This is a genomic window from Streptomyces sp. NPDC002004, assembly GCF_053593975.1.
This window is the reverse complement of sequence record NZ_JBSFDP010000006.1, coordinates 214,941-229,077: the sequence shown is the minus strand read 5'-3', so window position 1 is coordinate 229,077 and position 14,137 is coordinate 214,941. Positions and strand designations below refer to the sequence as shown.

The 14,137-nt window shown below is 71.7% G+C and carries 13 protein-coding genes; 5 read left to right on the top strand and 8 right to left on the bottom strand.

Translation table 11 applies throughout. From position 1 onward, the window contains the following. Window positions 1–2 precede the first annotated feature (2 nt). The gene (locus tag ACWCP6_RS13115; RefSeq protein ID WP_018571396.1) at window positions 3–212 is read left to right on the top strand and encodes a helix-turn-helix domain-containing protein; all 210 of its coding nucleotides are present in this window, start codon (window positions 3–5) and stop codon (window positions 210–212) included. Next, window positions 212–793 carry a Clp protease N-terminal domain-containing protein gene (locus tag ACWCP6_RS13110; protein ID WP_450932480.1) on the top strand — a complete coding sequence of 194 codons (582 nt, stop codon included), beginning with the start codon at window positions 212–214 and terminating at the stop codon, window positions 791–793. Before ACWCP6_RS13115 ends, ACWCP6_RS13110 begins: the two co-directional genes overlap by 1 nt. A 28-nt stretch (window positions 794–821) precedes the next feature. Here the strand turns inward: ACWCP6_RS13110 and ACWCP6_RS13105 are convergent, their stop codons facing one another. Both ACWCP6_RS13105 and ACWCP6_RS13100 read right to left on the bottom strand, forming a co-directional pair. After that, window positions 822–1,919 carry a helix-turn-helix transcriptional regulator gene (locus ACWCP6_RS13105; protein WP_450932479.1) on the bottom strand — a complete coding sequence of 366 codons (1,098 nt, stop codon included), beginning with the start codon at window positions 1,917–1,919 and terminating at the stop codon, window positions 822–824. A 1-nt stretch (window position 1,920) separates the two neighbouring features. Further along, window positions 1,921–2,826 (bottom strand): DUF4097 family beta strand repeat-containing protein, encoded by a 906-nt coding sequence (locus ACWCP6_RS13100; RefSeq protein ID WP_450932478.1) that lies wholly within the window; start codon window positions 2,824–2,826, stop codon window positions 1,921–1,923. A 220-nt stretch (window positions 2,827–3,046) separates the two neighbouring features. Between ACWCP6_RS13100 and ACWCP6_RS13095 the strand changes: the two genes are divergently transcribed. After that, window positions 3,047–3,847, top strand: coding sequence for a hypothetical protein (locus ACWCP6_RS13095; RefSeq protein ID WP_450932477.1), 801 nt, complete (start codon window positions 3,047–3,049; stop codon window positions 3,845–3,847). 75 nt (window positions 3,848–3,922) lie between these two features. Here ACWCP6_RS13095 and ACWCP6_RS13090 read toward each other — a convergent pair whose 3' ends face one another. The 5 genes from ACWCP6_RS13090 to ACWCP6_RS13070 all read right to left on the bottom strand — a co-directional run bounded on the left by ACWCP6_RS13090 (window position 3,923) and on the right by ACWCP6_RS13070 (window position 11,223). Further along, complete coding sequence (locus tag ACWCP6_RS13090; protein WP_003961784.1) at window positions 3,923–4,105, bottom strand: DUF6104 family protein; 183 nt, start codon at window positions 4,103–4,105, stop codon at window positions 3,923–3,925. A 243-nt stretch (window positions 4,106–4,348) separates the two neighbouring features. Further along, a complete protein-coding gene (locus ACWCP6_RS13085; RefSeq protein WP_450932476.1) occupies window positions 4,349–8,161 on the bottom strand; it encodes a multifunctional oxoglutarate decarboxylase/oxoglutarate dehydrogenase thiamine pyrophosphate-binding subunit/dihydrolipoyllysine-residue succinyltransferase subunit in 3,813 nt (1,270 codons plus the stop codon). A gap of 307 nt (window positions 8,162–8,468) precedes the next feature. Beyond that, entirely contained in the window at window positions 8,469–9,521 is a 1,053-nt protein-coding gene (locus tag ACWCP6_RS13080; protein WP_450932576.1) for a HAMP domain-containing sensor histidine kinase, read from the bottom strand. Between the two features lie 107 nt (window positions 9,522–9,628). Beyond that, window positions 9,629–10,375 (bottom strand): response regulator transcription factor, encoded by a 747-nt coding sequence (locus ACWCP6_RS13075; protein ID WP_450932475.1) that lies wholly within the window; start codon window positions 10,373–10,375, stop codon window positions 9,629–9,631. Between the two features lie 113 nt (window positions 10,376–10,488). Beyond that, window positions 10,489–11,223: a spermidine synthase gene (locus ACWCP6_RS13070; protein ID WP_450932474.1), complete on the bottom strand. Its 735-nt coding sequence runs from the start codon at window positions 11,221–11,223 to the stop codon at window positions 10,489–10,491. A gap of 174 nt (window positions 11,224–11,397) precedes the next feature. On the opposite strand from ACWCP6_RS13070, the gene ACWCP6_RS13065 reads away from it, so the two are divergent. Beyond that, entirely contained in the window at window positions 11,398–12,174 is a 777-nt protein-coding gene (locus ACWCP6_RS13065) for a rhomboid-like protein (RefSeq protein WP_450932473.1), read from the top strand. A gap of 86 nt (window positions 12,175–12,260) precedes the next feature. Here ACWCP6_RS13065 and ACWCP6_RS13060 read toward each other — a convergent pair whose 3' ends face one another. Beyond that, on the bottom strand, window positions 12,261–13,418 hold the full coding sequence (locus ACWCP6_RS13060; RefSeq protein ID WP_450932472.1) for an FAD-dependent monooxygenase: 1,158 nt from the start codon (window positions 13,416–13,418) through the stop codon (window positions 12,261–12,263). A gap of 89 nt (window positions 13,419–13,507) precedes the next feature. On the opposite strand from ACWCP6_RS13060, the gene ACWCP6_RS13055 reads away from it, so the two are divergent. Further along, on the top strand, window positions 13,508–14,065 hold the full coding sequence (locus tag ACWCP6_RS13055; RefSeq protein WP_450932471.1) for a TetR/AcrR family transcriptional regulator: 558 nt from the start codon (window positions 13,508–13,510) through the stop codon (window positions 14,063–14,065). Window positions 14,066–14,137: the final 72 nt, after the last annotated feature.

Sequence of the window (14,137 nt, the reverse complement as noted above, 5' to 3'; positions counted from 1 at the left end):
GTATGACCGAAGCAACGGATCTCGCCGAGCGCGCGGGCGACCGCGACCCTCGGGTCGGGCTGCGGGCCGTCGCCGCGCTGCGCCGGCTGCTGGAGCAGTTGGAGGCCGTCCAGGTGCGCAGTGCGCGCAACCAGGGCTGGTCGTGGCAGGAGATCGCCGCGGAGCTGGGTGTGAGCAGGCAGGCCGTGCACAAGAAGTACGGGAGGCAGTGATGTTCGAACGGTTCACGAAGGACGCCCGTGCCGTGGTGGAGGGCGCAGTCGAGCACGCCGAGCGCGGGGGCGGCGACTTCGTCGACGTCGACCACATGCTGCTGGCGCTGCTGGACCGGCAGGGGAGCCCGGCGGCGTTCGCGCTGAGCACGCTCGGCCTCGCCGGCCGCAGGGCCTCGGTCGAGCATGCCCTCGCCGAGGCGCGCCGCCGCGGAGGACTCTCCCGGGCCGAGATGGACGCACTCGCCGGGCTCGGCATCGACGTCGAGGGGATCGTGGCCCGCGTCGAGGACGTGCACGGTGCGGGGGCGCTGGCGAGCCGCGGGGCGTCGGCACGGGGCCGGGGCAGGCGGCCGGGGCGGCGCCCCTTCACTCCCGGCGCCAAGGAGCTTCTGACCCGCTCCCTCCGTATTGCCGTCGCCCAGCGCGACCGGCACATCGGTGACGAGCACCTCCTCCTCGCCCTCACCGCACGTCCGGGCGTGACCGCCGAGATCCTCGCGGACCACGGGGTGACCCACGAGGCGGTCCAGCGGGTACTGCACGGCGTCGGAGGGGCGGGAGAGGCCAGGGCGAGCTGAGGCCGAGAGAGGCCGGGGCGGGGGAGGCTCAGTCCTCCGGCCGGTGGCGCAGTGCCGCCCCGATGTGCGCGGCCGCCGTCGACAGATGACGGCGGGCGTCGCGGAGCTGGTCCTCCGTCACACCGTTGTCCCGGGCGGCATCGCGGATGTCGTCGCGGAAGCGGTCCAGCAGGCGGTCGAGATCGCGTGCCGGATTGCCGGTGGACTCCTCCGAGGCCCACTCGGGCACGTACCGTCCGGGGAACCCCTCCTGCTCGCCCAGGTACTCCGGCTCCATACGGGCGTCCCGGGTGTCCGTGTGCTCCCCGCCCGCGTCCTTGCCGGGGCCCGGGCCGGCGTCGCTCCCGGCGCCCTTGCCGAAGTCCTTGCCGAACTCACCGAACTCCCTGGCGAGTTCGGTGAGCCCTTCCCGCACGCCCGTCGGCCAGTCGCCGCGCGCGAAGTGGTCCTGCACCTGCTGCTGGACACGCCGGGCGATGCGCTGCATCTCCTGCTGCGCCTGGCTGTGGGCCTTGTCCTGCGCCTCCTTGGCGGCCCTGCGGGCCTGCTGGGCCTCCTCGCGGGCCCGGCGGCTCTCGTCCTTCGCCCGCCGCGCCTGCTCCTTCCACTCCTGCTTGGCGCGCTTGAAGTCCTCCTTGGCCTGCCGCCACGCCTCCTTGTCGCCCCACGTTCCCTCGAAGTAGTCGGACATCTCAGGGAAGTCGGGGAAGCTCCTGCTCCGGGCACCGCCCGGCCGGGTGCGGGCCTCCTTGGCCGCCGCCCGGATGTCGCGTCGCAGATCCCCCGCGGCGCCGCGCACGTCGTCCCGGATCTCGGCGGCGAGCTCCGCGACCGACTCGCGGATCTCCAGCTCCAGATCGGCCAGCTCGCCGCTCCGGTCCGCCAGTTCGGCGCGGCCCGCGTCGGTGATCGAATAGACCTTGCGCCCGCCCTCCGAGGTGTGCCGGACCAGGCCCTCGGCCTCCAGCTTGGCCAGGCGCGGGTACACGGTGCCGGCCGACGGTGCGTAGAGCCCCTGGAAGCGCTCCTCCAGGAGACGGATCACCTCATAGCCGTGGCGGGGCGCCTCGTCGAGCAGCTTCAGCAGGTACAGACGCAGACGGCCGTGAGCGAAGACGGGGGGCATGTCACAGCACCTTCTTGTCGGCGGCGGGCGAGGAGGCGGCGGACTGTTCGGTGGCGGTCGGTGTGTCACCCTGCGGCGTCCCGGACCCGTACGGCTCATCGGCCGGGGGGCGGCGCAGCAGGGCGATCGCGCCGGAGACCGTCGTGGCCTTCAGCCGCCCGTTGCCCGCGCCCAGGCGGCCGGTGATCCGCTTGGCGCCCCACTGGCCGCTGACGCGCAGGTCCTCGAAGGCGTTCGAGACCGTGCCGCTCGCCGTGTTGGCCTCCACCTCGGCGTCCGCCGGGTGCGGCAGGCGAATGGCGATCTCGCCCGAGATGTTGGTCAGGCTGATGTCGGTCGGGCTCCCCGCGCGGTCCAGGTCGACGATCATGGAGCCGCTCACGGATTCGGCCTTCACGGAGGAGCCCGCGCCGTCGACGACGGTCAGGTCGCCGGAGACCGAGTTGAAGCGGAGGTCGCCGGTGACCGCCTGCGCCTCGACGTTTCCGGAGACGGTGTCGGTGCGGACCGGGCCCGACAGGCCCACCAGGGTGGTGTCGCCGGTGACGCCCTTGACCTCGGCGGGGGCGTCGATGCCGGAGACGACGGCGCTCGCGCCGACCACGCCCACCTCGACGCGCGTGTCCGCGGGCACGGCCAGCGAGACCACCGCGCTGCGCCGCCAGCCCTTGCGGTCCAGCCACTTGAGGAAGCCCTTCCAGGGCAGGTCGTCGTACGCCACGGTCAGAGTGGAGCCCTGCCGGGTCACCGTGAGCGGCGGACCGTCCAGCTCGGTCACTTCGAGGCGGGCGGAACCTTCGTCGGTGCCCACGACGTTCACCGTTCCGTTGACGATCCGTACGCGCAGTTCCTTCACCGGTGCGTCGAACGTGAGTTGCGTCGGCTCACCGACGGACCACTCGCCCATGTCGCGACCTCCCCCAGACACCTACCATGACGCGCCATATCGCGTCTCCTTGCTCAACACGATATATCGCGGATCGCGAAAGTCAAGGCGCGCCGGGGAAGGGGCAATCCGCCGGAGCGGGAGTCGGCGTGGGAGGGGGGCGGGCCGTGCCGCGGGTCGACCCCGGACGTCAGAGGACCAATTCGGGCCTGGCGGGACGAAGTGCCCTAGCGTGGTGTCCATGATCGGTGGGCTGTTGCTGTGCCGGGCGGAGCCCGAGGCCGTGGGTCCCGTGGCACGGCTGCTGCGGGAGCCGATGGCGCTGGCGCCCGCGGGGCCCGAGTGGAGCGTGCTGGTGCCCGAGGGGCAGCCCTGGAAGGACGGCGCAGAGCCGGTCGACCGGGTCATGCGCGGCTGGGCCAGCGCCCTCGCCGTGAGCGCACCCTGGCCGGTGCTCGCCCTGTGGTGGGACGACCACCACAGCGGCTACACCCTCGCCTCCGGATTCCGCCGCCCCGTGGGCTACGTATGGCTCGCGAGCGGCACGCCGGTCGGCGAGGAGGAGGCGATGCGGACGTTCGCGGGACGGCTGGGCCTCGATCCGGTGATGGACGGCGAGGCGTTGGACGTGCTCAGCCGCCCCGACACGGATGCGGACGCCCGGGCCCGTCTGCACGGGCTGCTCGCGGTCCTCGACCGCACCGGCCTCCGGCTGCCCGCCGGGCTCGGCCCCGGCGACCCGGCCGAACAGCTCCGCGCGGCCGTCGACGCCCTGCCCGAGGCCCAGGAGGTCGAGTGGGGCGGCTGGCGCGAGGCCGTACGCACCGAACTCGACGTCGTCGAGAACACCAGGCCGGTCCGCTGGCTGCGCGGCTCCAGGATCCGCGCCCTCTGCGCCGCCCAGCTGGCCGTCGGCCTCCCCGCCGCCCTCTGGGGCGTACGCCACCGTGACACCGGCTGGGCCCTGGCGGGACTGGTCCTCATGGCCGAGGGGGTACTGGGTCTGGCCTACGAGATCCGGAAGGCGGAGCGCACGGCCTAGGAGGGGTCCTGTGGATCATGCCGGGCCCATGCGCACGCCGGCATCCGGCCGATCGGGCCACGTCCCCCCTGGCCCCTACTCGTCCTCGTCCTCGTCGTCCAGCCGCGCCAGCCAGGTGGCCAGCCGCTCGACCGGCACCTCGAAGTCCGGGTTCAGGTCGACGAACGTCCGCAGCTGCTCGGCGAGCCACTCGAACGTGACCTCTTCCTCGCCGCGCCGCTTCTCCAGCTCCTCGATACCGCGGTCGGTGAAGTACATGGGGCTGCTCTCCTGCGTACAGACGTACGTGCCTACATACGTGGTGGTCGTGCACGTGATGCTCGTGCTGCACACAGCCTAATGACCGGCACGGCGGGACGGTTCGCGCCGTCGGTCCGCATCGCCCGTGCTCCCGGTGGCACGGCCCGGCTCAGGACGGACGACGACGGGGGCCCGGCCCCGGGTCGTTCCACCCGGGGCCGGGCCCTGTGTCCGTCGTACCGCCGAAGCGGCCGCCCGGGGCTACGCCTCGAACACCTCGCGCACCAGCTGCTCCTGCTCCGCCTGGTGCCGCTTGGCCGAGCCGACCGCGGGCGAGGAGCCGTGCGGGCGGGAGATGCGGCGGAGCCGCTCGCCGTGCGGGATGTCCGCGCCGACCGCCAGGTCCAGGTGGTCGATCAGGTTGAGCGCGATGAACGGCCAGGCACCCTGGTTCGCCGGCTCCTCCTGGGCCCACAGGTACTTCTCGGCGTTCGGGTACTTGTTGACCTCCGCCTGGAGCTCGGCACCCGGCAGCGGGTACAGGCGCTCGATGCGGATGATGGCCGTGTCCGTCGCGCCGCGCTTCTCGCGCTCGGCGGCGAGGTCGTAGTAGACCTTGCCCGCGCAGAAGACGACCTTGCGGACCCCGGCCGGGTCCACGTGGCTGTCGCCGATGACGGGGCGGAAGCCGCCCGTCGTGAACTCCTCCGTCTTGGACGCCGCGGCCTTGAGACGCAGCATCGACTTCGGCGTGAAGACCACCAGCGGCTTGTGGTGCGGGTTGTGCACCTGCCACCGCAGGAGGTGGAAGTAGTTCGACGGGAGGGTCGGCATCGCGACCGTCATGTTGTTCTGCGCGCAGATCTGCAGGAACCGCTCGGGGCGGGCCGAGGAGTGGTCCGGGCCCTGGCCCTCGTAGCCGTGGGGGAGGAGCAGCGTCACACCGCTCGTCTGGCCCCACTTCTGCTCGGCCGACGAGATGAACTCGTCCACGACGGTCTGGGCGCCGTTGACGAAGTCGCCGAACTGGGCCTCCCACATGACCAGCGACTCGGGACGGGCCAGCGAGTAGCCGTACTCGAAGCCCATCGCCGCGTACTCCGACAGGAGGGAGTCGTAGACGTTGAAGCGAGCCTGGTCGTCCGACAGGTACAGCAGCGGGGTGAAGTCCTCGCCCGTCTCGCGGTCGATGAGGACCGCGTGGCGCTGGCCGAAGGTGCCGCGGCGGGAGTCCTGGCCGGCCAGGCGGACCGGGGTGCCCTCGAGGAGGAGGGAGCCGACCGCCAGCGTCTCGCCCATGCCCCAGTCGATCGTGCCGTCCTCGACCATCGCCGCACGGCGCTGCAGCTGCGGCAGCAGACGCGGGTGCACGGTGATGTGGTCGGGGATGTTGACCTGGGACTCGGCGATCCGCTTCACGACCTCCTGGGAGACCGCGGTGTCCACGGCCACCGGGAACTCGGCCCGGACGTCCGGGGCGCTGGCCTCGGCGGGCGCCTGGGTGGCCTCGCGGACCTCCGTGAAGACCTTCTCCAGCTGGCCCTGGTAGTCCTGGAGGGCCTGCTCGGCCTCTTCGAGCGTGATGTCGCCCCGGCCGATCAGCGACTCGGTGTACAGCTTGCGCACCGAGCGCTTCTTGTCGATCAGGTCGTACATCAGCGGCTGCGTGAAGGCCGGGTTGTCCGACTCGTTGTGACCGCGGCGGCGGTAGCAGATGAGGTCGATGACCACGTCCTTGTTGAACGCCTGGCGGAACTCGAAGGCCAGACGCGCGACACGGACGACCGCCTCGGGGTCGTCGCCGTTAACGTGGAAGATCGGCGCCTCGATCATGCGGGCCACGTCCGTGGCGTACATGGAGGAGCGCGAGGACTCCGGGGCGGCGGTGAAGCCGACCTGGTTGTTGATCACGACGTGGACGGTGCCGCCGGTGCGGTAGCCGCGCAGCTGCGACATGTTCAGCGTCTCGGCGACCACACCCTGGCCCGCGAAGGCCGCGTCGCCGTGCAGGGCGATCGGCAGGACCGTGAAGTCCGTGCCGCCCTTGCCGATGATGTCCTGCTTGGCGCGTGCGACGCCCTCCAGGACCGGGTCGACGGCCTCCAGGTGGGAGGGGTTGGCGACCAGCGAGACGTTGATCTGCTCGCCGTCCAGGCCGGTGAAGGTGCCCTGGGCGCCCAGGTGGTACTTCACGTCGCCGGAGCCGTGCATCGACTTCGGGTCGAGGTTGCCCTCGAACTCGCGGAAGATCTGCGCGTACGACTTGCCGACGATGTTCGCCAGGACGTTCAGACGGCCGCGGTGGGCCATGCCGATGACGACCTCGTCGAGGCGGGCCTCGGCCGCGGAGTCGATGACCGCGTCCAGCAGCGGGATGACCGACTCGCCGCCCTCCAGCGAGAAGCGCTTCTGGCCGACGTACTTCGTCTGCAGGAAGGTCTCGAAGGCCTCGGCGGCGTTCAGCCGGCGCAGGATGCGCAGCTGCTCCTCGCGCTCAGGCTTGGCGTGCGGACGCTCGACGCGGTCCTGGATCCACTTGCGCTGCTTCGGGTCCTGGATGTGCATGAACTCGATGCCGGTGGTGCGGCAGTACGAGTCGCGCAGCACGCCGAGGATGTCGCGCAGCTTCATCATCGACTTGCCGGCGAAGCCGCCGACCGCGAACTCGCGCTCCAGGTCCCAGAGCGTGAGGCCGTGCTCGGTGATGTCCAGGTCGGGGTGCTTGCGCTGGCGGTACTCCAGCGGGTCGGTGTCGGCCATGACGTGGCCGCGGACCCGGTAGGAGTGGATCAGCTCGAAGACCCGGGCGGCCTTGGTGACGTCGTCGTCGTGGGAGGCGTCGATGTCCCGGAACCAGCGGACCGGCTCGTAGGGGATGCGCAGCGCCTCGAAGATCTCGTCGTAGAAGTTGTTCTCGCCGAGGAGCAGGTTCGACACGATCCGCAGGAACTCGCCGGAGGCGGCGCCCTGGATGACGCGGTGGTCGTAGGTCGACGTGACCGTCATGACCTTGGAGATGCCCAGCTTGTTGAGCGTGTCCTGGGACGTGCCCTGGAACTCCGCCGGGTACTCCATGGCGCCGACGCCCATGATCACCGACTGGCCCGGCATCAGACGCGGCACGGAGTGGACGGTGCCGATGCCGCCGGGGTTGGTCAGCGAGACCGTGACGCCGGTGAAGTCGTCCATCGTCAGCTTGTTGTCGCGGGCGCGACGGACGATGTCCTCGTAGGCCTGCCAGAACTCGAAGAAGTTCAGGGTCTCGGCCTTCTTGATGGCCGCTACAACCAGTTGCCGGTCGCCATTGGGCTTCACCAGGTCGATGGCGAGGCCGAGGTTCACGTGCTCCGGCTTGACCAGGGTCGGCTTGCCGGCCTTCTCCGCGAAGGACCAGTTCATCGACGGCATGGCCTTGATGGCCTGCACCATCGCGTAGCCGATCAGGTGCGTGAAGGAGATCTTCCCGCCCCGGGCCCGCTTGAGGTGGTTGTTGATGACGATGCGGTTGTCGAACAGCAGCTTCACCGGGACCGCGCGGACGGACGTGGCCGTCGGCAGCTCCAGGGAGGCGTTCATGTTCTTCGCGACCGCGGCGGACGGGCCGCGCAGCGTCACGAGCTCGGGGCCGGCGGGGGCCTCGGTCGCGGGCGCGGCCTTGGCGGCGGCGGGCTTCGGTGCGGCGGCGGCCGGCTGTGCGGCGGCCGGCTTCGCCGTGGCGGGCTGCGCGGGCTGTGCGGGCGGCGCAGTCTGCGCGGCGGACGCGGCGGGGGCCGCGGGCTTCGCCGCAGGGGTGGCGGGGGCGGCTACGGGCGCCGCAGCCGTCGGCGTTGCGGTGGTGTCCGCAGCCCCCGCGGCTGCGGCACTCTGCGCGGGCGCGGCGGTCGAGGCCGCCCCGGGCTTGTAGTCGGCGAAGAAGTCCCACCAGGCACGGTCGACCGAATTCGGGTCCTGGAGGTACTGCTGATAGATCTCGTCGACGAGCCACTCATTGGGACCGAACGCGGCTGCAGGGTTCTTGCCCTGCCCCTCTTGGTCGGTCGAGATGCTCGAGTTACTGGGGGACTGTGGCGACACGGCGGCAACCGCCCTCTTCCGCTTCACAAGGTGATGGACAGCGGGAATAGAGGCTACGCCTCCCGGACCAGGTGATGCAGGCCGGGCCGGTCATCCGTCGCGTAAGTCACACCGGATCCCGTGTTTCGGGCCCGGAAATGGCGGGAAACAAGCGAGGTTCCGATGCGGAGTGGGTACGTCGACGAGTGGCCGCGGCCTGGTGTGCCTGCGCCCTGTCCGTTCCCGCGTCGATCGTGGGTGGATCGAGTGTGGTTTGTGACCGACCTCACGTCGATCTTGTGCTTCCGCTTTGAACCCTACGTCAACTTCAGGCGCTCGGCAGACCCGGGAGAGTGACCTGAATCCGGCAGCCTCGCTCCGATTCGGCCACCCCGATCCGGCCACCGTGCAGTTCGACGGCCCAGCGGGCGATCGCGAGGCCCAGACCGGTGCCCCCGTCGCTGCCGGGGCCCTTCGAAGAGCCCTGCCCGCCACGGTTGAACCGCTCGAAGACCCGGTGCCACTCCGACCGCGGGATCCCGGGCCCCTCGTCCAGGACCTCCAGGTCCAGCGACTCGGGCCCGTCCCCGCGCCGCGCCCGCACGGTGACCCGGCCGTGCGGCGGGCTGTGCTTGACGGCGTTGTCGATGAGATTCGCCACGACCTGGTGGATGCGCTCCGGATCCGCGTGCGCCGTCAGCTCCGGCGGGGACACGTCCAGGTGCAGATGGACGTCCGTACGCGTGTGGCTGCCCGATCCGGAGGCGATGCCCGCGCGCTGCGAGGCGACCATGTTGGCCTCCTTCAGAACGCCCGAGAGATACGGCCACACCTCGAAGCGGCGCGCCTTCAGCGGGACGACGCCGTTGTCGAGCCGGGACAGGTCCAGCAGCGTCTCCACCAGCCGGCCGAGGCGCTCGGTCTGCTTCAGCGCCGTGCGCATGGTCTCCGGGTCGGCGGCCGAGACCCCGTCCACGACGTTCTCCAGAACGGCCCGCAGCCCCGCGATCGGGGTGCGCAGCTCGTGCGAGACATTCGCCACGAGCTCCTTGCGCTGGAGGTCCTGGGCCTCCAGGTCGTCGGCCATGCGGTTGATCGTCGACGCCAGGTCGCCCAGTTCGTCGCGCCGGTCGGCGCCGCGCACCCGGCGCGTGTAGTCGCCGTGCGAGATCGACCGGGCCACGTGGTTCATCTCGTCCAGCGGAGCCGTCAGCGAGTGCGCCACGAACTGGGTGATCAGCAGGGTCGCGATCACCGAGAAAACGGTGATGAAGCGCAGCTCCGTCTCCGTGCGCACCGCGATCATCAGCAGGCCCGTGGTGATGAACACCGAGACGACCACGAGCGTGCCGAGCTTCGTCTTGATCGAGAACGGCCGCAGCCCGCCCCAGGGGCCCGCGCTCCCGCGCGCCCCGCCGGGCCCGCCGGGCCCGTTCGGGGCGTCGCGCCAGGGGGTCTGCCGTATCCCGCCCGGACGGCCCGCGACGCTCACGGCGTCGGCGTCTCCAGCGCGTATCCGACACCGTGCACGGTGCGGATCCGCTCGGCGCCGATCTTCCGCCGCAGCGCCTTGATGTGGCTGTCGACGGTCCGGGTGCCGGAGGCGTCCGCCCAGTCCCAGACCTCCGCGAGCAGCTGCTCGCGGGACAGCACCGCACGCGGCGTGTTGGCCAGGCAGACCAGGAGGTCGAACTCGGTCGGGGTGAGGTGGACGTCCTCGCTGCGCACCCGTACCCGGCGCTGTGCGTGGTCGATCTCCAGCTCGCCCAGGCGCAGGATGCCGGAGCGCGGCGTCGTCGCGGCCAGGGCCGCGCGCTCGACACGGCGCAGCAGCACATGGACGCGGGCCGCGAGCTCGCGCATCGAGAACGGCTTGGTCATGTAGTCGTCGGCGCCGACCCCGAGGCCGACCAGCATGTCGGTCTCGTCGTCACGGGCCGTGAGCATCATGACGGGCACCGGCCGTTGGGCCTGCACCCGGCGGCACACCTCGAGGCCGTCGAAGCCCGGCAGCATCACGTCGAGGATCAGCAGGTCGGGCTGCCAGGCCTCGGCCGTGTCGACGGCTGCGGGACCGTCGCCCGCCGTCTGCACCAGGAACCCCTCGGCGCGCAGACGTGCGGAGATGGCATCCACGATCGTCGGGTCGTCCTCGACCACCAGCACCCTTCGCTGGGCACCCGGCGCGGCCGCGCCGCCGGTGCCGTTCTGGGAGGAGGTGTGTGTCTGCTCCATCGCCCGCCCCTGACTGTGCTTTCCGGAACCCGTGGGGTGATCCCATGACTGCTGTTGACGCACGGATCGTCCATGTGCCGGTAGGCAGGGTACGGGCAGTAACAGCGCCGCGGCTATCCAGGCCTGACCGCGAGATGCACGACGTCCGGAACGCCCCGGGCAACCGGGATTTCCTCGGTATGAACCCCTTGGAACCCCGCATTCCGCAATGTGCCCTCGAATTCCTCGGAGGGCTGCGCGGACCAGACGGCGAGCACTCCGCCCGGATTCAGGCGGGCATGGCAGGCTGCGAGGCCCGCGGAATCGTACAGATTTTCGTTGCCCTCCGTGACGGTCCAGTCCGGTCCGTTGTCGATGTCCAGGCACAGTGCGTCATATGTCACATCGGCGCTGTGCAGGTGGTGCACGAGATCGTCGTGCACGATCCCGGTCCGCGGATCGGCGAGCGCGTCGGCCGAGACCACCGACAGCGGGCCGCCGTCGTGGTGCCAGTCGATGATCGCCGCCTCGCGCTCCACGACCGTGATGCGTCCCCAGCGCGGATCGGCCGCCGCGTGCGCCAGCGAGAAGCCCACGCCCAGTCCGCCGATCAGCACGTGCGGCGCGGGTCTGTCGTCGAGGGCGTCGCGGGCGGCGTCGACGAGCAGCCGCTCCGAGCGGCCGTCGGACGTGTCCATCAGGAAGCAACCGTTGGCGATGATCTGGAGCAGTGCGCCGTGCCGCCGCAGCACCACCTCGCCGTACGGACCGTCGCGGCGGTCCAGGACGAGAGGCGCCCCGTGCGGCGGGTCGAAGCGGTCGCTGCCGCCGGGGGACGGGCTGTCGAAGGCGTCGTACAGGGTGGACATGTGCCCATCCTGGCCGGATCGCGGCCCGCCGGACGAATTGTTTGCGACGTGCCGGGGGTGTGGTGGGACGCGGAAGGTGACTATGAGGTTGCTGTGAATCGGGTCTCGCGTGGCGTCGGTCATAGACATGGGACCGTGAGGCGCGAAATGTGGGGCGCGACGGAAGGGGGCCCCGTGGACCGGAGTGCGACCGCCCATGTGACGGCCGCCGAGGAACGGCTCCCGCCCACCCTCGACGGCATCCCGCGCGAGCCCGGCCGAGCCCCCGTGTGCGCCCCACGGTTCGAAGCGGTGCCCCCCGCGGTCCGGCGGTTGCCGGACGCCCGGCTGCTCCTGCCCACGCCCACCGGCACGCCGTTCACCTTCGGATACGCGGCCGTGCTCGCCCTGACGTCCCTGGTCGCCGCGTACGCCGACCCGTCCGTCGTCTCGGCGCTGCTGCACGGCTCCAGCACCGATGTCGCGCACCTCGTGCGCCGGCCCGTCCTGGTGCTGGTCGCCAGCGCCCTGTGGGTCGCCGGCGGTCTGGTGTCGCCGTTCACGGTCGGCTTCCTGGTGGTCCTCACCGCGCTGGAACGCCGCGTCGGCGGCCTGCGCACGGCCGCGGTGTTCCTGCTGGGCCATGTCATCGCCACGCTCGCCACCGAGGTGCCCGTCGGGCTTTCGGTGCTGGCCGGGCAGCTCCCCGGCACCTCGCTGCACCGCCTCGACTACGGCATCAGCTTCGGTGTCGCCGCGAGTGTCGGTGCCCTCGCGGGCCTGCTCACGCCGTGGCTGCGCTGGGCGGTGCTGGGCGGCTGCGGCTGGATGCTCGGCGCCGACCTGATCGCTTACCGGGACCCGCTGACCAACTGGGGGCATGTGCTGGCGCTGCTCGTCGGCGTCGCCGTCTGGCCGCTGGTGCGAGGGTGGCAGCGTCCGGCGCGGACCGGGGCGTGGCTGGGCGCCTAGGCCGTGTCCCCTTCCTCCTCCGGCTTGCCGGAGCACCGTCGTCGGGTGGGTGAGGGCGGCGCGGCGCCGCAGCCGCGTGGGACGGGTCAGCCCAGGACCGGTGGTGTCCAGTCGGCGTGCCGCAGGACGGCGCGGACGGTCACGCGGGACGGGGCCAGCCGAAGCGCCGTGTTGCGCACGGCGACGGCCAGGGGATGCGTCATCCGCTGGCCCATCCGGCCGGCCTGGCGGGCGGCGCGTGCGACGGACTGGCTGCGCGGGCGGCGCTCGACGTCGTAACGGGCCAGCGCCGCTTCCACGGTGGGCTCGGAGGCGAGCGCGGCGGCCAGCGTGGCCGCGTCCTCCAGCGCCTGGCAGGCGCCCTGGCCGAGGTTCGGGGTCATGGCGTGGGCCGCGTCGCCGAGGAGCGCGATCCGGCCCGAAGCGAAGGAGGACAGGGGTGTCACCAGTTCGTGGATGTCATGGTGCAGGACGGCGTCGGGCCGGGTCGCGTCCAGCAGCGCGGGGATCGGATCGTGCCAACCGCCGAAACGACGGCGCATCGCGTCCAGGGCATCCGTATGACGCACCCCGGGTGGCGAGTTGAGCACCGCGTGCCATTCGGCCCGGCCGTCGGCGAACGCGATGTGACCGAACTCGGCGCCCTTCCCCCAGGTCAGCTCGAAGTCGGTGTCCAACTCGACCGGATGCTCGGTGATGGCGCGCAACACGGTCGACCCGCTGTAGGCCGGACCCGGGTGGCGAGGGAACAGGTGGGCGCGCATCCGGCTGCCCACTCCGTCGGCGGCCACGACCAGGTCCGCCTCCAGGACGGTGTCGCCGACGGGGATCCGCACCCGGCTCGGGTCGGAGCGGTCGACGGATGTCACCTCGGCCCCGACGATCAGGCACTCGGGCGGCAGTGCCGCTCGCAGCAGGCGGTGCAGCACGGCTCGGGGGATGCCGACGATCGGTGTGCCGAGCTCACGCTCCAGCGCGGCTCCGTCCATCCGGGCCAGCCGGCCGCCGCCGGGGACACGGGTGCCTCCGGTGTACTGAGGCCGCGCGGCCGAGCGCACCGCATCGCCGATGCCGAGGACGTCCAGGGCGCGGATGCCGTTGGCGTGCAGGGATATGCCCGCCCCCACGTCGGCGAGCACCGAGGCGCGTTCGACAACCGTCACTTCCCAGCCGGCCCGGCGCAGGCCGATGGCAGCGGCCAGCCCGCCGATGCCCCCGCCGACCACCACAGCACTGCCGCCCATATCCGGCCCCCCGTCGTCCTGCCCGCCACGATCCTTCTACAGATGTAGAAGGATCGTACTCCCGCTCTCTACAGGTGTAGAAAGGGGGAATGTCCACCGACCGACGCACCGTCCTCGCCGACGCGGCCATCACCGTGCTCGCCGAGACGGGGATGCGAGGACTGACCCATCGCGCGGTGGACAGGACGGCGAACCTGCCACCGGGCACCACGTCCGCCTACTTCCGCACGCGCCAGGCGCTGCTCACCGCGCTGGTCCGGCGTCTGGTCGCACTCGACCAGGCGGAACTCCAGGCGATCGGGGAGCGGACACCCGTGCCGCGGGATGCCGGGGAACTGGCGGCCGGTATCGCCGCCTTCGTCGAGCACCGGCTCACGGCCGACGGCCGACGGCGCTCCCTCGCGCGCTATGCGTGCGCCATCGAGAGCGTGCACCATCCCGAGCTGCGGGAGATCCTCGTGCCGCGCGAGAACGCAGGGCGGCACGTCGTGCGCGACTTCCTGGCCGCGCACGGCGTCGCGGAGGCCGAGGAGCGAACCGTCACCCTGCTGACCTGCGTGGATGGACTGGTCTTCGACCGCCTGGTCAACGGCGGGCGTGTGTCGGAGAAGGAAATCGGCAGGCTGGTGACGGCGGCCCTGCGGTAGGCGGGCCCTGCGGCGGGCGGGCGGGCGCCGGGCCCGCAGTCGGAGTGCGGGATGCCCGAGCGCGGGGTGCGG